Source organism: Pseudomonas sp. efr-133-TYG-103a, assembly GCF_030209235.1.
In the GTDB taxonomy this organism is placed as follows: Bacteria; Pseudomonadota; Gammaproteobacteria; order Pseudomonadales; family Pseudomonadaceae; genus Aquipseudomonas.
In genome coordinates this window covers 225,381-242,023 of record NZ_JARVSK010000001.1, presented here as the reverse complement: position 1 = coordinate 242,023, position 16,643 = coordinate 225,381, and the positions used below count along the sequence as shown (strand labels likewise).

Genomic DNA, 16,643 nt, shown 5'->3' with positions numbered 1-16,643 from the left:
CATTTTTAGTACCCCTTCGAGCCACCACGGATAGTAGGCTGGTCCTTGAACTTCTGTTCGGTTGCCTCAGTGATGTCCTTACGGTCGCCCTCTAGCGCCACATAGTTACTTTGCATATTGATCTGTGTAGCTAAAAGATCACGCAGCTTCTGGAGTTGCTGAACATTCTGTGAGGCTATTTCGTTGCCTGCCTGGATCGCTTGCATACGACCGACTGCCGACTGAGAGCGAGCGACCATGCTGGCCAATTTCGTATCTTCAGATTCAAAACTGCTCGTGTTTAGATTTGCGCTGATTTCACGTTGTCACGACCTTGCTCTGACCAATTCTGATAACGCTCCTGTGTAGTGAGAGCAGTATAATTCGTCGTGCTGTTCAGATAAGACTGAAAACCGGGGAATTTATCGTTAAACTGCGTATCGATGTTCTGAAGTTCTCTGCCCAGGCTCTGTGATCGATTATAGATACTAACCACGCTTTGTAGATCCGTCGCGATACTCCCAAATATAGAGTTGGGCAAGCTCTTGCCCTGTGTAACCATGTTTTGATATTGCTGGATTTGGTTATTTAATTGTTCGGCTGTATTAAGTGAGGTATTGATCTCTTCAGCATATTGGAACATCTGCTGATAGAAGGTTGAGCAGTTAGAGCAATATATGGCGTAGGCAGATGAAGAGTAAAAAGCCATACCGGCGAGGCTGGTCGCTGTCATTGTGATACCCAACATGGCACTTCGAGCGATTTTGTAGGGGGTAGGGTAGGTGCGGTTGGTCGATCGCTGCTTCATATCGAATACCTTATCATGTTAGTTTTCGTGCAGTCGATTATCTCGCCTAATGTTGAAATCTCAAATAGACGGATAATTTTCTATCCGGCTACCGATGATGAGAGTTGTCCGCAAAATGTCCGTTAATAGAGCTTGGTGTGCTTGCTGGCCCGTATGGGGTAGCTCACAAGAGTGCAGGTTGTGGGCGTCGATTATTAGTGGTGGGCAGTAAAGTTCATTACTTAAGACGACTCTATGCGATGGTGCGCGACACTGTGCGATTCAACGCGATTCAACGCGAAGGTATGCGATTTTGTTTTTTAAGCCGAAGATATTGGTCAGATCGCATAGAGTCGCCCAGGATTGGACGGCAAGATGTGTGTTGTGGGCCTACGCTGCTTCGCAGCTACGACCCCCATCACCGCCCCTTACTCGCCTTCGGCTCGACGAATCTTGCTCTGCGAGGCTGACAGCCGCTGCGGCGTTTGAGGCGCCACTGTGCAATAGCCGCCATGAGAGGCATCACCAAAGAAAACGCACCGACTTGTCGACGCGGCAAGGCGAATGGCAACATTTCGCGGGGAGCTAGGGATTCTCCGAATAAGTCCCGGGCATGCGAAAATCGCCTGACCACCTGATCCGAGCCGCCCATGAGCCAAATGAGCTTTTCTGACTTCGAGTACGCCGGCAAGCGCAAGCAAACCCGCCGCGAGCGCTTCCTTGCCGAGATGGATCAGGTCGTGCCCTGGGCAGGGCTGTTGGGGCTGATCGAACCTTTCTACCCCAAGGCAGGTGGCGGTCGAAAACCTTACCCACTGGAAACCAATCTGCGCATTCACCTGCTGCAAAATTGGTTTTCCCTGAGTGATCCGGCCATGGAGGAGGCGCTCTACGAAATCACGCCCATGCGTCAGTTCGCGCGTCTGACACTGAGTGCGCCGATCCCGGAAGACACCACGATCATCAACTTCCGGCACCTGCTGGAGAAGCATCAACTGGCGCCTGCCATCCTCGCAGTCATCAACGGTTATTTGCAGGAAAAAGGCCTGTCGCTGCGCCAGGGCACCATCGTCGACGCCACCATTATTCATGCCCCAAGCTCGACCAAGAACAAAGACGGCGAGCGTGATCCCGAGATGCATCAGACCAAGAAGGGTAACCAGTATTTCTTCGGCATGAAGGCCCACATCGGCGCTGACGTTGAGTCAGGACTGGTTCATCACGTCCACGGCACTGCGGCCAATGTGGCCGATGTCACTCAAGTCGCCGAACTGCTCCACGGGGAAGAAAACGCGGTCTATGCGGACGCAGGTTATACCGGTGTCGAGAAGCGTAAAGAGCACGAGAATCGTGACGTGATCTGGCAAATCGCGGCACGGCGCAGTACGTATTCCAAGCTGAACAAACGCAGCCCGCTGTACAAAGCCAAGCGCAAGATCGAGTACTGCAAAGCGCAGACATGCGCCAAGGTTGAGCACCCGTTTCGGGTCATCAAGCGCCAGTTTGGTTACGTGAAAGTACGCTTTCGTGGGCTGATGAAAAACACGGCCCAACTGACCACGCTGTTCGCCCTATCGAACCTGTGGATGGCTCGAAAACTATTGATGGGCTTGGGTGAGTTGCGCGCTTAACACGGAAAACCGAGCGGAAAACGCTCTGCCGCACGCTGCGTTAGGCCGTCTTCAGGGCATAGCGCTGATTGCCTGGCGAAGTACGGCCCGCCATCGCTGCGCGGCAAGTTGATCGGAGCATCCCTAGGCTGCTGAAAATTTAGGCGCCTAGAAAGAGCTAGGTTGCGATACAAGATCGGAATCGAGGTTGTGCTGCTGAGTGATTTGTGACCACGAAACGGGTACTATGTGTCCAGCTGGGATGCCATCTCTAATCCGGGTCGGAAACCGTTGCGTAGGCCGGTCGACCGGCCCTTGGTCATCCTCTGTTGTAGGAAACCAGAGAGCCTGAACCCTTTGAATCAAATGCAGTCATTCCGTTTTGTAGATCTTTTTGCTGGCCTAGGAGGGTTTCACCTCGCCTTGGACCGGCTAGGTGGTGAGTGCGTTTTCGCTGCGGAGTGGAAAGAGCATTTACGCGAAATCTATAATGTCAATTTTGGTTTGTATCCGGCCGGAGACATAACCGGCGTTTCCCTGAACGATATTCCTGATCACGATGTCCTGACAGCAGGGTTCCCGTGCCAGCCGTTTTCAAAAGCTGGCGAGCAACTGGGGTTTGAATGTACAGAGCAAGGAAATCTATTTTTTAATGTTGCCGCAATATTAGCGGAGAAGAAGCCTAGATATTTTATTCTTGAAAATGTCCCGAACCTTTTAAAGCATGACGAAGGGCGGACATGGAAAGAAATTCAAGCGATTCTCGGTACTGGCGATGATGGGCTCGGTTATCATATTGCTGCTGAGAAGCTCTCTCCTCACAACTTCGGAATTCCTCAGATTCGTGAGCGGGTTTATATAGTTGGCTCCCTTATTCCGCTTGAGGATTTCTCCTGGCCAAAAAAAACCGATGCCCCTACGTCTATTGATACAGTTCTCGACGATCATCCTGCTGATGCAAAGATGCTATCTACGCAAGTTATAGAGTGTCTTGAAGTTTGGGATAAGTTTCTAAAGCTATGTCCAGAAAATGTAGAACCGCCATGGTTTCCGCTGTGGTCGATGGAGTGGGGAGCTTCATATCCCTTTGAGGATACGACACCTTATGCATTAAAGCAGTTGAGCGGGATGGATGGGCTCAAGGGATTTAAGGGAAGTCACGGATGCAAAATTGGAAAATTAAGGACTCTTGAGGAGCGATGGGCCGCTCTACCTAGTCATGCGAGGACCGCAACTCTAAAATTTCCAAAATGGAAAAAGGATTTCATTCGTTTGAACAGGCAGTTTTACGCTGATAACAAAGAATGGATAGAGCCTTGGTTACCTGAGGTGCTTAAATTTCCATCAAGTTTGCAAAAATTCGAATGGAATGTAAAGGGCGGAGTTCGAAATGTTTGGGACTACGTGCTGCAGTTTCGAGCATCTGGGGTGCGCGTCAAACGCCGAAATACAGCGCCCAGCTTGATAGCGATGACAGACACGCAGGTTCCAATAATTGGGTGGCAGCGGCGTTACATGACGCCTCGCGAGTGTGCAAGATTACAAAGCCTGCATACCTTGAAAAAGCTCCCAGATAGTCAAACGCAGGCGTTCAAAGCGCTTGGTAATGCGGTGAATTCAATTGTCGTAGAGTCAGTGGCTAAGGCTCTAATTAAAAGAGCCACGATCATTGAGAGTCATTCGAATCATGATGTAGGTGCTGAAAAGGCGTAATAAATTTTATGAAGCAAGTAAGTTCTGATTCACAGGGAAGTGTTGAAATAGGAATTCGCCCAGAAGTTACTATGCTGTCTGTGCTTCAGCACCTAAATTATAAAGCATGGTTCGCCATGGCGGAATTTATTGATAATGCAATACAGAGCTTTGAGGCCAATAGGGTTTTGTTTGAAAAAACTCATGGGCAAGGCTTCAAGTTAAAGATCAGTATTGATGTCGATGCTGGTGATCCCGGACGCATAGTAATCAAAGATAATGCGGCCGGAATTGCGGGGGATGATTTTCCTCGTGCATTCAGGACTGCACAAGCGCCGTCTGATCGATCGGGGCTTTCAGAGTTTGGGATGGGCATGAAAAGTGCCGCTTGTTGGTTTGCCAAGAATTGGTCAGTTAGGACAAAGGCAATAGGCGAAAATGTTGAGCGAACAATAACTTTTGATATTCAAGATATTGTCGATAGGAAGTTGGAAAGTCTTAACACAAAAGAGCGTCAGGAGGCTTCGGAGTCACATTATACTGTAGTTACTTTGTGGAACCTCCACCATATTCCTCAAGGACGTACTATCGGGAAGATTAGGGCTCATCTTGCCAGCATTTATAGAGTTTATCTTCGTAAGGGAAATTTGGAGCTGAAGTTTAATGGGGAGGCTCTTGAATATTCATCCCCGGCAATTCTCAGCGCCGTTCCATTCGCATCGGCAGGCACACCAATTAAGGGTGAAGACATTAAGCCCGTCTCGTGGCAGAAGAAGATAGCTTTTGATTTTGGTAAAGGCCAGCGAGTGACAGGGTTTGCAGCATTGCGCGAAGTAGGGTCCACACCGCTTGCCGGCTTTGCCCTGTTTAGAAGAGATCGGCTCATTGAAGGTAGTCATGATGAGTCGTACAGGCCAAGCCAGATATTTAAACAGACCAATAGTTATCCATATCAACGTTTATTTGGAGAGCTTCATCTAGAAGGTTTCGATGTAAGTCATACGAAAGACGGTTTTCGCTGGGAAGAACACGAGGACATATTTCTTGAGTATTTGAAGCAAGAGTTGGAGGCGTCACCTCTAAATCTTCTTCTGCAAGCTGAATCCTATCGAAGTACTCCAAGTCGACGTAGTATTGAAACACAGGCTATAGCTGCTACTGATTCAGTTGCTGATTATATTGAGGATCAGGTAGGCCCGTATATTGTCGAGGCCCGGGTAAGTCCGGCGGAACCGGACTCGCTGCCTTTAGAACTTGATAGTAATCAACTCAGTGCTTCTGAAAGAACAGTTGAAGTGCATGACGGTAGATATCTATGGATAATATTGCTAAAGGTCACAGTAGATCCTGCGAGCGAAGACTGGCTTTCAGTTGCAAAGAGTGAGATGAATGATGATAAAGCCAGTCGAGTAAGACGATTGACTATCGATATTTCTCTGGCGCATCCATTCTCAATCCAGTTTCTAGGTGCGCGAAATGAGAATGTCGAGCTCTATTTAAGGGTGGCCACTGCGATTTGCGTTTCACTTGTATTGGCAGAGGATATGACCGGCGCGGCTCCTGAAACTTTTCTTTTTAATTTTAATCAGTTAATGCGTGACACTTTGGCACAAAAAGGAACTTTATGACTACCTCAGTAAGAATTCTGTCTGCGTTATCTCCTCCGCTACGATGGATTCCTGAGTTGAAGGAGTTCACAGGTGACTTTCTTAGAGCTAAGTCGAAAGATCCCAACGGTCCAAGCTTCGAAGATTTGACTGAAGGCGTTGATTCGGTTCTTCAAGAGGCCCAAAGGATCTTAGGTCGTTGCCTACCGCCCTATGAGCCTTCGGGGCAAGAAACAGGACTGGTTGTAGGATATGTCCAAAGTGGTAAGACGATGTCATTCGAGACGGTGATTGCGCTGGCTCGCGATAATGGTTATGGCTTGGTCATCGTTTTGGCTGGGACAAAGAATAATTTGAGAGACCAGTCGGAGCATCGGCTGCGAAAGGATCTCGGTATCGAAGATGGGGGAGATGACTGGTTCCATCTTTCCAACCCTACCAAAGCGGCACATAACCAAATTGAAAGTAAGGTTAGCGCTTGGACGAAAAAGGCCACCAAAAAAGCTCTGCTAATTACTGTGTTGAAACATGGTGGTCATTTAGAGAAGTTGGCCGACGTTCTAAGGAAAATTAACTTGTCAACGACTCCTTCCTTAATTATTGATGATGAGAGTGATCAGGCAAGTCTAAATACAAAGGCCTCAAAAAATCGTACCGCTCAGGTTTCGGACGAAGAAAAGAGCGCGACCTACGAGAAGATTTTAAATTTAAGGAAAGTGTTGCCCCATCATTCTTATCTGCAATATACGGCTACTCCGCAAGCTAATCTTTTAATTGCACAGACTGATCTTCTCAATGCTTCTTTTGCTGAGATTGTTACTCCCGGTGACGCCTATACTGGAGGGAAAGCATTTTTTCTTGAGAACAAAAGTCTTATTTGTCAAATTCCTCCGTTGGAGGTGCCTACTAAAGATAATATATTGACTGGGCCTCCAAAAAGCCTTCTAAAATCGCTTCGATTCTTTCTCCTTGTTGCCGCGCATCACTCCCTTACCAGAGAAAAAGGTATGTCAGGGAAGGACCGAAATCGTTCGATGATGGTGCACCCTGCAATTAAGACTTCATCTCACAAGGAATATAAAGATTGGGTCGATAAGGCAAGGGCTAGCATTTCAAGCTTTGTTGAGGATCAATATCAGAGAAATCCTAGCGCAGTATTGAAGCTTTTCTCTGAGGAGTACGACTCATTAGCCTCAACGGAACCGAACCTTAGGGCGCTTCCTGACCTAATCGATGCAATGATTGATGATGTTTTTGATGAGTTAATAGTTGTAGAGGTTAACGGCACGCCCGATGCTGAAAAAAATATCACATGGAAGCAGACACGCTATTGGATTTTAGTTGGTGGAGCTAAACTAGATCGTGGTTATACAGTTGAGGGACTATGCATCACCTATATGCCGCGGCCTTTGGGCGGGGTACCGACTGCGGATACGCTCCAGCAGCGAGCTCGGTTTTTTGGCTACAAACGCAAGTATCTGGGGCTGTGTAGGGTCTTTGTGCAGCCAAGTGTGCAGCAGGCGTTCACAGATTATGTGGAGCATGAAGAGTTCGTTAGGTCCGCGTTAATAGAACATAGAGGTAAGCCATTGGTTGAATGGCGCCGAGACTTTGTTCTGACTGAGTTACTAAAGCCAACTAGACCAAACGTAATAGGGTTAGGGACTAGGCGAATTCCCGCAGACGGATGGTTAGTCCCGGACGTCCTTCAGCGAGATGTATCCGCCCAAGTCGCAAACAGAATGTTGCTGAAGGAGGTTGTTGTCAGCTGGCAGGAGCGCTTTGGACCCACTGTAAATGCTAGTGTTTTATCTAAGTTTTCGTCTCTTAAAGGTGCATCGCCGCATGATGTATTCGATGGCGTTCCGCTGCGTGTAGTAGTTGAAGAGTTTCTATTGAAAATCCTCGTTCGTGATCCTCGAGATGCTGAGGAGCATAGCGCGATGCTGTTAGCCTTATCTATTTTGTTGAGGGAGAACGACAGTTCAAGTGCAGATGTCTACCTAATGAATAGGCTCCAGACGGGGTACCGGACGAGGAATGCTGGTCGTGGTCAGCCTGCTTTAAGTCATTATGCGCCCATAAATCAGTATTTTAGTCAAAGCGCAGATTCGTTTAATGATCGAGACTATTGTTCTGGTGATCGGGTAACACTGCAATTGAGGAAGTTTGATTTGGGCACTATTCAGAGAGATAGGTCTAGCGCGGATATTCTTGATGTCGCGTGGTTTGCTTTGAATATTCCAAAGAAAATGAAAAAGACGTTGTTGGTTGAGGCTCGAGGTTGAAATGCTAACCTCTCTTTTCTCGGAGTTATCGACGGCTACAGAGTCGGGAGAGTTTTTTGCTTCTGCAATTTCAACAGAGCGGAAAGACTTTCTTGCAAAAGGTGCGCATGGTGAACCCGTTTTTTTAATCCATGATGCTAGTCCAGCAATCTATGTGCCCGGTGTTCAGTATCGGTATCTAGATGTCAGGTTTCATAATTTATGTAGGGTTAACGTTCGAGGGGTAAGTGTTCAAGATAAATTTGCAATTATCGCATGTGCCCCTGATGTTCCAGAGTTATATGATATATTTATAAAATGCTTCGGGGCTGTCATCGAGACACTGCCTGCAGTCGCTGAAACCAAGCATATTAATTCTGTTATTCAGGATATTCTGGATTTGTTTCGCGAGCTAATCAAGCCCAGTGCAATAGAAATTACTGGTTTCTGGGCGGAGCTTTTTGTTATAAAAATCTCCTCTAGGAAGTTCGATCTTTTGCGACATTGGCATAATGATCCTTATGAGAGATTTGATTTTTCATTAGAGAGTGGGTTTGTTGAAGTCAAGGCTACGACAAAAATGATAAGAGTGCATGAGTTCTCATTGAGTCAGTTGCGTATCCCCGAAGACACGCATGGCTTGGTTGCCTCTCTGCTGATGCTCCCAAGCGATGGAGGGGTCGGAGTGATGGATCTTGCAAAAGATATCGACCAATCAATATCAGCTTATCCTGACCTTCGTAAAAAGCTTTGGAGTAATGTCGCCAAGGCTTTGGGGGCTGATTTTTCACAGAACCTGGATCGCCGTTTTGATTGGAACTTCTCAAAAGATAGTTTCAGGCTTTACAGCTTGTTAGATATTCCGACTTTCAGTGAGGTGTTGGACAGTCGCATTTCGAACGTCCGTTATGCTGCTAATCTCGAGGGCGTTGAGTCCTCGCTTCACGAAAAAATGCACGTATTATATGGATTCCCAGAGAGGCGGATCGACATCTAATTGAGCAGGAAATAGTCCTGGGTTCGGTGCGTTCTCTGTTCAATTTTCTTTCAATCCTGGCTCGGAATTATGAAAGATCGTTCCCATGATGATGTGATGGTAGAGCAGAGCAGCTACGTGCTGATCCCGCTCATGCCGTTGAGTTGCTAAAAGCGGTTCAAGCCAGTGAAAGTAATGATGAGCTTGTAATGATGTTACGTCAATTGACCAAGGCAACGGCCGCTGCGGAATTTCAGCAATCTGATAGGGGAGATATCTAGCGGGTTCGAGTTTTTAGTCATGGTACTGCGCATGGTATGAGATTTTATCAGGCTCAATTTTCCCTAATTTTGTTGGTGATTATGACGTTATTTACAATAGAGTGGGAATGATCTGACCCACCCCGACAAAGGCGCCAGCAGGCGCCTTTGTTGTATCTGGCCGACTACAACCTCCATCCCGATCCGCCCGCGCGGCGTGCTCAACCAAAGATGTGGGCCGAGATCAGCTTCGAGATTTCGACGATGGAGGTCTTGCCGGTGAATTCGAATTTCACTTTGCCGAGGGCGGAGAAGTAAATTTCCAGTTCCGAGTCCAGATCAAACGTGCCCGACGTTTCGACCGAGTAGGCCACGATGTTTTTGTATGGCAGCGAAGTGAAGTCTTTCTTGCTGCCGGTGATGCCTTGCACGTTCACGGCGATGATGCGTTTGTTGGTGAAGACCACGCCATCGCGCATGGATTTGTAGGAGTCGATCACGGTCTCGCCGTCCAGCAGCAGGGCAGTGACGCGCTCGGCGTATTCGTCGTTCTGCTTGAGTTTGAAGAAGCCTTTGTTGTTGAAGTCGATCATCCGTGGAATATCCTCTTAGTGGCCATGCATCCCGGTTGCCGAAGGGCATCGCGGTGACGTTCGCTGATACTACCTGTGTGAGCAGGCCGTGGAAAATCAGCCGGGTTCAGCGCCAATCACCCCTTCAGGCAGTGTCCGGCGCTGTGATCCGCGACGTCACTCGATGAGCGTCATGCCCATCAATTGCAGCGCGGTGGTCAGGTCATGAAGCGATTCGAAACGTCGCCCGCTGACGCGCGGCCACCTTGGTCGATCAATGTAAAAATGTGAGCCGTCGAGCATGATCGGTGTGCGCACCACCGAGGCGTCCTGGCTGCGATGCACGATTACCAACCGGTCTTCTGCACGCTCGACCGCGAACATGCCGGCACGGGTCAGGCGCCCTTCGATGGCCGACACGTTTGGTGTCGCGCGCGCGGTCGGTACGCGCAAGCGGAAATCGCTTTTGACCAGACCGGCCGGTCGGCCGAGTTCGTTGGTCATTTGCGCGCCGGGATCCTGTTCGAATGCAATCGTTTCGCTCGCTCCCGTGTCTTCTACTCTCACGCCGAACGTCCCTTCCAGTTCGCTCAGGCCTGGCACATCGAGGTAGGTATTGGCGTGGGAATTGCCCACCAGCGCCACCCATTTTTTCCCGCCGTTGGCCGTCTGATCGGCGTCAATGATCAGTTTGGCGAAGTAATTCATCACCTGCTGGCGAACTGTTGTGCTCTTGCCCAGCCCCTGAAGCCGGTAGCTGGTCATGCAGTCGAGCGCCTGAATGCGAACGTGGTTTTCGTTGGCCGCCTTCAGGACCGCCATGAATGTGTATTGGCCGGATTTATCGGTGTGATGGCCCTTGTCCAGCGCGTTCACATACTCTTCGAGCTTGTCGGGCATCTTGCCGGTGGCTGCGAAGGCGTCCAGATCGGCTTGGTGAAAATCGGTCAGCAGGTGCTCCATGTACAGCGTTTTGACCTTCAGTTTGGCCAGCAACGGCATCTGCTCGATGAGAAATTTCTTGCTGCCCACGCTTGAGTGGCTTTCGCCGAAGACAACGCCCGGCGTGCGTTCCAGAAGCTTTTTCAGGGTTTTGCCAACCGGTGCGCTCACGTCGATGGCGGCAGAGTCAGGGCGCGCGGGGAGTTCGTAGCGTGTGTAGAACTCCTGCGCGTCCGCACACAAAATGCGCCTGAGGCGTTTGAACTCCGTGTACGGGTCCGGTGCATCCGGGTCAAACGATGTGTAGGCCTCGTCGACCAGACGGCCGCCGTGCAGCGCGCCGTCTTCCACATCCGCTTTCAACGCCTCAGGGATTTCGTAGGGGCCGGGAACCCGGGAGGTGGCCGGCGCCGTGGTCGCAGGGCGGCCCCAGCGCAGTTTGCCGAAGATCTTGCCGCCGCCCTGCAGGCCGGGACGCGTGATGGTTTTCCACACACCGGACGGGTCAAGTCGCACTGGCACGTTGCGATAGAAGGAAAACGGGTTTTGCGGGTCGACGATGACCCAGCCCCCGGTTTCTTCTACGTAGCGTACGGCGTAGGCAAAGTCGTTTATCTCAATGAATGTTTCGCCTTGCTCCGTCAGACAAATTCCTTTCATTCGGCCTTCTGCCCGAGCTGGTTCATAGCCATCCAGCAGCATGTTCGTTTCGAAAGGTGCCAGCAGCCCATCTGACTCAACTGGATAGACCGGCCCCGGCGCGAGCTCCGTCAGGTCTGCAACAGGGGCCAATGGCGTGGCCTGTTCAAATTCTGGCGTTGGGTCGATGAGGCTGCCGTCATGACCTGGCGCTTCAAAATCCGCTGCGTTGGCGTCGAGCAGGAACAGGCTGTCGAACAGGGCCTCGATGGCTGCGGTGGCGGCGCCGATTACCCCCGCCTGACGCTCCGCGGTTGTGTGGCCGTTGACCGCCTGATCGATATTGAGGCCCATGTCAGCAATACCGGCACCCACGGCGGCCAGCGCGATAGGCCAGTCGAGAGCCGCGAGCGGACCGGCGATTCGACCCACCTCCTTGAGATAGCCCAGCCACATCTGGCTGCGCAGTTCGGCGTTGGAACGCAGTGAGAGGGCGGCGTCGGCGCGCATGCGAGCCTGGTGAGAGTCGCGCAGCCAGGTGAAGGGATCGATGCCCAGCTCACGGCTGCTCTGGTTGATCACCGAAGGATGGTCGCTGCCCCAGGTGCTGTAGAGCAGATCCAGGCCGTTGAGCAGGCCAGCCGCTTCGTTCGCCTGACCATGCGCCGAGAGCGGAAAGTGGCTCATGAACCGCGCCCGACGCTCAGTCCGGTTGTTCTGCATCAGCAACCACCAGTGCAGATCTTTCGGGGTGTCGAGGACATGAAAGGCCTGCACTTCGCCGGGCGTGTACAGGATTTGCCGACCGTCCTCACACACGATACGCAGGATGTCGCTGGCCTCGTAACCCAGCACATCGAACGTGCAGACGCGCGTTTTCCCGGCAGGAACGAAGGTTGACTGCAGCGCGCTGACGGTCACCGGTCCGGCGGTCTCAAGCCCGGCGGTGTGGAAAATCAGCTCGAGCTCATCACCCGTCAGCCAGCCTGCGGCATGGTCTTGCAGGGCCTTGCCCAAGAAAGTGGATTTGCTCAGCGTGCGGAAGTCGTCGCCTTCTTGCGTCTGATAGGTCTGCAGCTTCGCCAGAAAGCGGCGCTTGAAATCCACCTGCCAGAAGTCGTTGAGGGCGTCGGAGGGCAGCATCCTGATCTCGTTGTGCTCATCGAACGCCTGCGCTTGCGGGCCTTCCGAGTAAAAACCGCTGAGCATCTGCAAGGTGTCGGCGTTGTCCTGATCGTGGGGGTTGAACCGACGCATCACCAGCTGCGGCAGGGTCATCGACTCGCAGGGCGGGTCAACGTGCTGCCAGCCGGTAAAGGTCCGGGCGCTGCTGGAGGCGCTGTTGAATCGATGCCAGAAGACACGGTCGGGCTCCAGATCTGGGTTGCCATGCCTGGCCAGGATTTCCCGGGCAATCTCGCGCGCCATTTCGCGCATGTCGGGGCACGCCGCGACGAGGCGCTGGCTCATGCTGATGAGTATTGATCGATCGCGAGTGTTCAGGTCGCGAGGCTGTCCATTGAGGGTGTTCATATCCGTCGTCCTTGATGAATGAGGGGCAAGCTTCTCGCGAATCCGAACTCAATTGGCACTAAATATGTACTACACCCCCCTCAGCCTTAATTTTGTGTAAACGCAGGTGTATCGTGTTCGCCCCGCATCGGCTGCCCGGTGCGTCATCTGTGGTTCTGAGGCTCGCGCGCACATGTCTTTTACCCGTCGACAAATTCTCGGAGGTCTGGCCGGTCTTGCCGTCGTCGGGTTGGGCGCGGGTGGCGTGTCGAGGTACTGGCTCGGTCGCGCCGGGCCGGGCGAAGGGCATGATTACGAGCTGATCGCCGCGCCGCTGGACGTTGAGCTGGTCCCCGGTTACAAGACCCCGGCGTGGGCGTTCGGCAGTTCGGCGCCCGGCACGGAGCTGCGCATCCGGCAGGGCGAGTGGCTACGGGTGCGTTTCATCAATCGGCTGCCGGTCGAGACCACCATCCACTGGCACGGCATCCGCCTGCCGCTGGAAATGGACGGCGTACCCTATGTGTCGCAGCTGCCGGTCAAACCGGGCGAATATTTCGACTACCGGTTCCGCGTCCCCGACGCAGGCAGCTATTGGTATCACCCTCATGTCAGCAGCAGTGAACAACTGGGCCGGGGACTGATCGGGCCGTTGATCGTCGAGGAGCGCGAACCCACCGGGTTTGCGCATGAACGCGTGGTCAGCCTCAAAAGCTGGCACGTGGACGAGCAGGGGGCTTTCACGGACTTCAGCGTGACCCGTGAGGCCGCTCGGGAAGGCACCGCAGGCAGGCTTTCGACCCTCAACGGTGTGCCTCAGGGCGTGATCGATCTGCCGGCCGGACAGATCACGCGTGTGCGGATTCTCAATCTGGACAACACCGTCACCTATCGCCTCAACCTGCCGGGCGCCGAAGCGATGATCTATGCGCTGGACGGCAATCCGGTGAAACCGCGGCCGTTGGGCAAGGATTACTGGCTCGGTCCGGGCATGCGCATTTGCCTGGCAATCAAGGCGCCGCCTGCCGGCCAGACGCTTGCCCTGCGCAATGGTCCTGTGCGACTGGGCACGTTCCGATCGGTCGTCAACGCCGACAGTCCGGGCGAATGGCCTCCTGAGCTGCCGGCCAACCCGCTTCCTGAACCTGATCTGGCGAATGCCGAAAAGCTCAACTTCAATTTCGAGTGGGCCGGCTCGATGTCGGTCAACGTTGAAAACGGCAAGCCCCCAAGCCTGTGGCAGATCAACGGCAAGGCGTGGGACATCACGGATAAAACCTGTGCCGACCGGCCAATCGCCAAACTGCAGAAGGGCAAGAGCTACATCTTCGAGCTCAGAAACATGACGCAGTACCAGCATCCCATTCACCTGCACGGCATGAGCTTCAAAGTCATTGCGTCCAACCGCAAGACGGTGATCCCCTATTTCACCGACACCTACCTGTTGGGGCGAAACGAGCGCGCACGCGTGGCGCTGGTAGCGGATAATCCCGGCGTGTGGATGTTCCACTGCCATGTGATCGATCACATGGAGACCGGTCTTATGGCAGCTATCGAGGTTTCTTAATGCGGCAGCCGCAAATTATCGATCGCAGCCGCGATCAGCATTTCATGCGAGAAGCGCTGGCCCTGGCGGCAGAAGGGGCGTTGTTGGGCGAGGTGCCAGTGGGCGCGGTGCTGGTGCATGACGGGGTGATCATCGGTCGTGGCTTCAACTGCCCGATCAGTGGCAGCGACCCCAGCGCCCACGCCGAAATGATCGCCATTCGCGCAGCCGCACAGGCTGTCAGCAACTATCGTCTGCCGGGCAGCACACTCTACGTGACGCTTGAGCCGTGCAGCATGTGCGCGGGTCTGATCGTGCATTCGCGGGTCAGCCGAGTGGTCTACGGCGCAACGGAGCCGAAAGCCGGCGTTGTGCAGAGTCAGGGGCAGTTTTTCACTCAACCGTTTCTCAACCATCGCGTGCTGTTCGAGGGCGGCGTGTTAGGCGAGGAGTGCGGGACGATGCTGAGCGAGTTTTTCAGGATGAGAAGGGCGAAGGGATAATCAAGGGCGCGTCTGATTCGGCTCTGACAATTGCCGAATAACCTGAGGAGCCGCGTGCGCCGACAGTGAGCATGGCGGCCAAGCTTACATCGGGGCCTTTTCTTCAGGCGGTTTGGTCTTGTCGACGCCGGGCACATGCAGGCTGCCTTCCGCCACCTGGCCGCCTTCCATCTGCGGCTGAGTCACCCAGGTGAGGATGTCGTAATAACGACGGATGTTGGCGACGAAACTGACCGGCTCGCCGCCGCGGGCATAGCCGTAGCGGGTCTTGCTGTACCACTTCTTCTGCGAGAGACGCGGCAGCATCTTCTTCACGTCCAGCCACTTGTTCGGGTTCAGGCCTTCGTTTTCGGCCAGCTTGCGCGCATCGTCCAGGTGGCCGGTGCCGATGTTGTAGGAAGCAAGCGCCAACCACGTGCGATCAGGCTCCTGAATGGAATCATCCAGCTGATCCTTCACGTAGGCAAAGTACTTCGCGCCACCCTGAATGCTCTGCCGGGCGTCGAGCCGGTTCGAAACACCCATTGCCTGCGCGGTGCTCTGGGTCAACATCATCAGGCCGCGCACGCCGGTCTTCGAAGTCACGCTCGGCTGCCACAGCGATTCCTGATAACCGATGGCCGCCAGCAGGCGCCAGTCGACCTGTTCTTCCTTGGCCGCTGACTGGAAATGCTTCTCGTACTTGGGCAGGCGCTCCTGCAAATGCTGAGCGAAGGTGTACGCACCGACATAACCCAGCACGTCGACATGCCCGTAATAACGGTCCTTGAGCCGCTGCAGCATGCCGTTCTTCTGCATTTTGTCGAGGAAGCTGTTGATCTCGTTGAGCAGGCTGTTGTCCTCGCCCAACGCCACCGCCCAGCGCTGATCGCGACCGTCGCCCAGGTCGAAGGCCACGCGCACGTTAGGGAAGTACACCTGGTTCATCGCCAGCTCGTTGGAATCCACCAGCGTCAGGTCGATCTGGCCTTCGTCCACCATGCGCAGCAGGTCGACGACTTCGTCCTGATCGGACTCCTCGTAATTGATGCCCGGATACTTGAGCTTCAGCGCCGCCAGTTGCTCGGCGTGGCTACTGCCCTTGGCCACCAGAATGCGCTTTCCCACGAGATCGCCCGGATCAGTGGGGCGAGACTGGCCGTTGCGGTAAATGACCTGAGGGGTGACTTCAAGATAAGAGTGCGAGAAACGCACCTGTCTGGCGCGGTTTTCAGTGCTGACCAGGCCCGCAGCAGCCAGCACCGGGCCGCCGGGTTTACTCATCTGGTCGAACAGGTCGTCGAGGTTGTCAGCTGTCTCGATCTTCAGCTCCACTCCCAGATCTTCGGCGAAACGCTTTACCAGTTCGTACTCGAAACCGGTTTCACCGTTGCGATCCTGGAAGTAGGTCGCCGGGCTGTTGCGGGTGACGACGCGCAGAACGCCATCCTCCTTGACTCGTTCAAGCGTGTTGGGTTTCTCCACACACGCGCCGAGCAGCAGGAAGATTCCGGTTGCGATGAGCCACTTGGCACAGCGTGGGCGGAAATCTGATTGGGAAAACATCGGTGCAGTATACGCAAAGGAGCCATACCGCCATATCTCGACAGCGAGAGCTGCGTCTGATAGGCGAGCAGTTTTTTTACCCGTTTGTGTAGGCGACAGCCTCGCACCGACATTCGGCTGCGTTCGATGCCGTCGTTTCGGGTGCCGAAAGGGCCGGTTTAGGCTAGAATGCACGGCCTCAAAGCACACCCCCTTCCCCGAGGCTG

10 protein-coding genes and 1 pseudogene are annotated in these 16,643 nt (G+C 53.2%); 7 read left to right on the top strand and 4 right to left on the bottom strand.

All coding sequences use genetic code 11. The features are described 5' to 3' along the window. Positions 1-5: 5 nt before the first annotated feature. A pseudogene (trbJ, locus tag QRN36_RS01110) lies at positions 6-787 on the bottom strand (P-type conjugative transfer protein TrbJ). Between the two features lie 629 nt (positions 788-1,416). Between trbJ and QRN36_RS01105 the strand changes: the two are divergent. The 5 genes from QRN36_RS01105 (at position 1,417) to QRN36_RS01085 (ending at position 8,939) form a co-directional block, all read left to right on the top strand. Next, complete coding sequence (locus QRN36_RS01105) at positions 1,417-2,397, top strand: IS5 family transposase (protein ID WP_285422452.1); 981 nt, start codon at positions 1,417-1,419, stop codon at positions 2,395-2,397. 345 nt (positions 2,398-2,742) lie between these two features. Further along, on the top strand, positions 2,743-4,089 hold the full coding sequence (gene dcm, locus QRN36_RS01100; protein WP_285422582.1) for a DNA (cytosine-5-)-methyltransferase: 1,347 nt from the start codon (positions 2,743-2,745) through the stop codon (positions 4,087-4,089). An 8-nt stretch (positions 4,090-4,097) separates the two neighbouring features. Next, positions 4,098-5,696, top strand: a complete 1,599-nt coding sequence (locus QRN36_RS01095; RefSeq protein WP_285422451.1) for an ATP-binding protein — start codon at positions 4,098-4,100, stop codon at positions 5,694-5,696. Further along, on the top strand, positions 5,693-7,963 hold the full coding sequence (locus tag QRN36_RS01090; protein ID WP_285422450.1) for a Z1 domain-containing protein: 2,271 nt from the start codon (positions 5,693-5,695) through the stop codon (positions 7,961-7,963). The genes QRN36_RS01095 and QRN36_RS01090 overlap by 4 nt, the downstream gene beginning before the upstream one ends. 1 nt (position 7,964) lies before the next feature. Beyond that, positions 7,965-8,939, top strand: coding sequence for a PD-(D/E)XK motif protein (locus QRN36_RS01085; RefSeq protein WP_285422449.1), 975 nt, complete (start codon positions 7,965-7,967; stop codon positions 8,937-8,939). Between the two features lie 460 nt (positions 8,940-9,399). Here the strand turns inward: QRN36_RS01085 and QRN36_RS01080 are convergent, their stop codons facing one another. Continuing rightward, a complete protein-coding gene (locus QRN36_RS01080) occupies positions 9,400-9,771 on the bottom strand; it encodes a PH domain-containing protein (protein WP_285422448.1) in 372 nt (123 codons plus the stop codon). Between the two features lie 156 nt (positions 9,772-9,927). Beyond that, the gene (locus QRN36_RS01075; RefSeq protein ID WP_285422447.1) at positions 9,928-12,864 is read right to left on the bottom strand and encodes a membrane-targeted effector domain-containing toxin; all 2,937 of its coding nucleotides are present in this window, start codon (positions 12,862-12,864) and stop codon (positions 9,928-9,930) included. A 172-nt stretch (positions 12,865-13,036) separates the two neighbouring features. Here QRN36_RS01075 and QRN36_RS01070 point away from each other — a divergent pair, with 172 nt between their 5' ends. Beyond that, positions 13,037-14,410: a multicopper oxidase family protein gene (locus QRN36_RS01070; protein WP_285422446.1), complete on the top strand. Its 1,374-nt coding sequence runs from the start codon at positions 13,037-13,039 to the stop codon at positions 14,408-14,410. Then, on the top strand, positions 14,410-14,892 hold the full coding sequence (tadA, locus tag QRN36_RS01065; RefSeq protein ID WP_285422445.1) for a tRNA adenosine(34) deaminase TadA: 483 nt from the start codon (positions 14,410-14,412) through the stop codon (positions 14,890-14,892). Before QRN36_RS01070 ends, tadA begins: the two co-directional genes overlap by 1 nt. A gap of 84 nt (positions 14,893-14,976) precedes the next feature. Here the strand turns inward: tadA and mltF are convergent, their stop codons facing one another. Further along, entirely contained in the window at positions 14,977-16,437 is a 1,461-nt protein-coding gene (mltF, locus tag QRN36_RS01060; RefSeq protein ID WP_285422444.1) for a membrane-bound lytic murein transglycosylase MltF, read from the bottom strand. Between the last annotated feature and the right edge of the window lie 206 nt (positions 16,438-16,643).

Bases quoted from the DNA above. Each gene is read 5' to 3' on its own strand.
- QRN36_RS01105 (WP_285422452.1), top strand. From the start codon at position 1,417: ATGAGCCAAATGAGCTTTTCTGACTTCGAGTACGCCGGCAAGCGCAAG.
- dcm (WP_285422582.1), top strand. From the start codon at position 2,743: ATGCAGTCATTCCGTTTTGTAGATCTTTTTGCTGGCCTAGGAGGGTTT.
- QRN36_RS01095 (WP_285422451.1), top strand. From the start codon at position 4,098: ATGAAGCAAGTAAGTTCTGATTCACAGGGAAGTGTTGAAATAGGAATT.
- QRN36_RS01090 (WP_285422450.1), top strand. From the start codon at position 5,693: ATGACTACCTCAGTAAGAATTCTGTCTGCGTTATCTCCTCCGCTACGA.
- QRN36_RS01085 (WP_285422449.1), top strand. From the start codon at position 7,965: ATGCTAACCTCTCTTTTCTCGGAGTTATCGACGGCTACAGAGTCGGGA.
- QRN36_RS01080 (WP_285422448.1), bottom strand. From the start codon at position 9,771: ATGATCGACTTCAACAACAAAGGCTTCTTCAAACTCAAGCAGAACGAC.
- QRN36_RS01075 (WP_285422447.1), bottom strand. From the start codon at position 12,864: ATGAACACCCTCAATGGACAGCCTCGCGACCTGAACACTCGCGATCGA.
- QRN36_RS01070 (WP_285422446.1), top strand. From the start codon at position 13,037: ATGTCTTTTACCCGTCGACAAATTCTCGGAGGTCTGGCCGGTCTTGCC.
- tadA (WP_285422445.1), top strand. From the start codon at position 14,410: ATGCGGCAGCCGCAAATTATCGATCGCAGCCGCGATCAGCATTTCATG.
- mltF (WP_285422444.1), bottom strand. From the start codon at position 16,437: ATGTTTTCCCAATCAGATTTCCGCCCACGCTGTGCCAAGTGGCTCATC.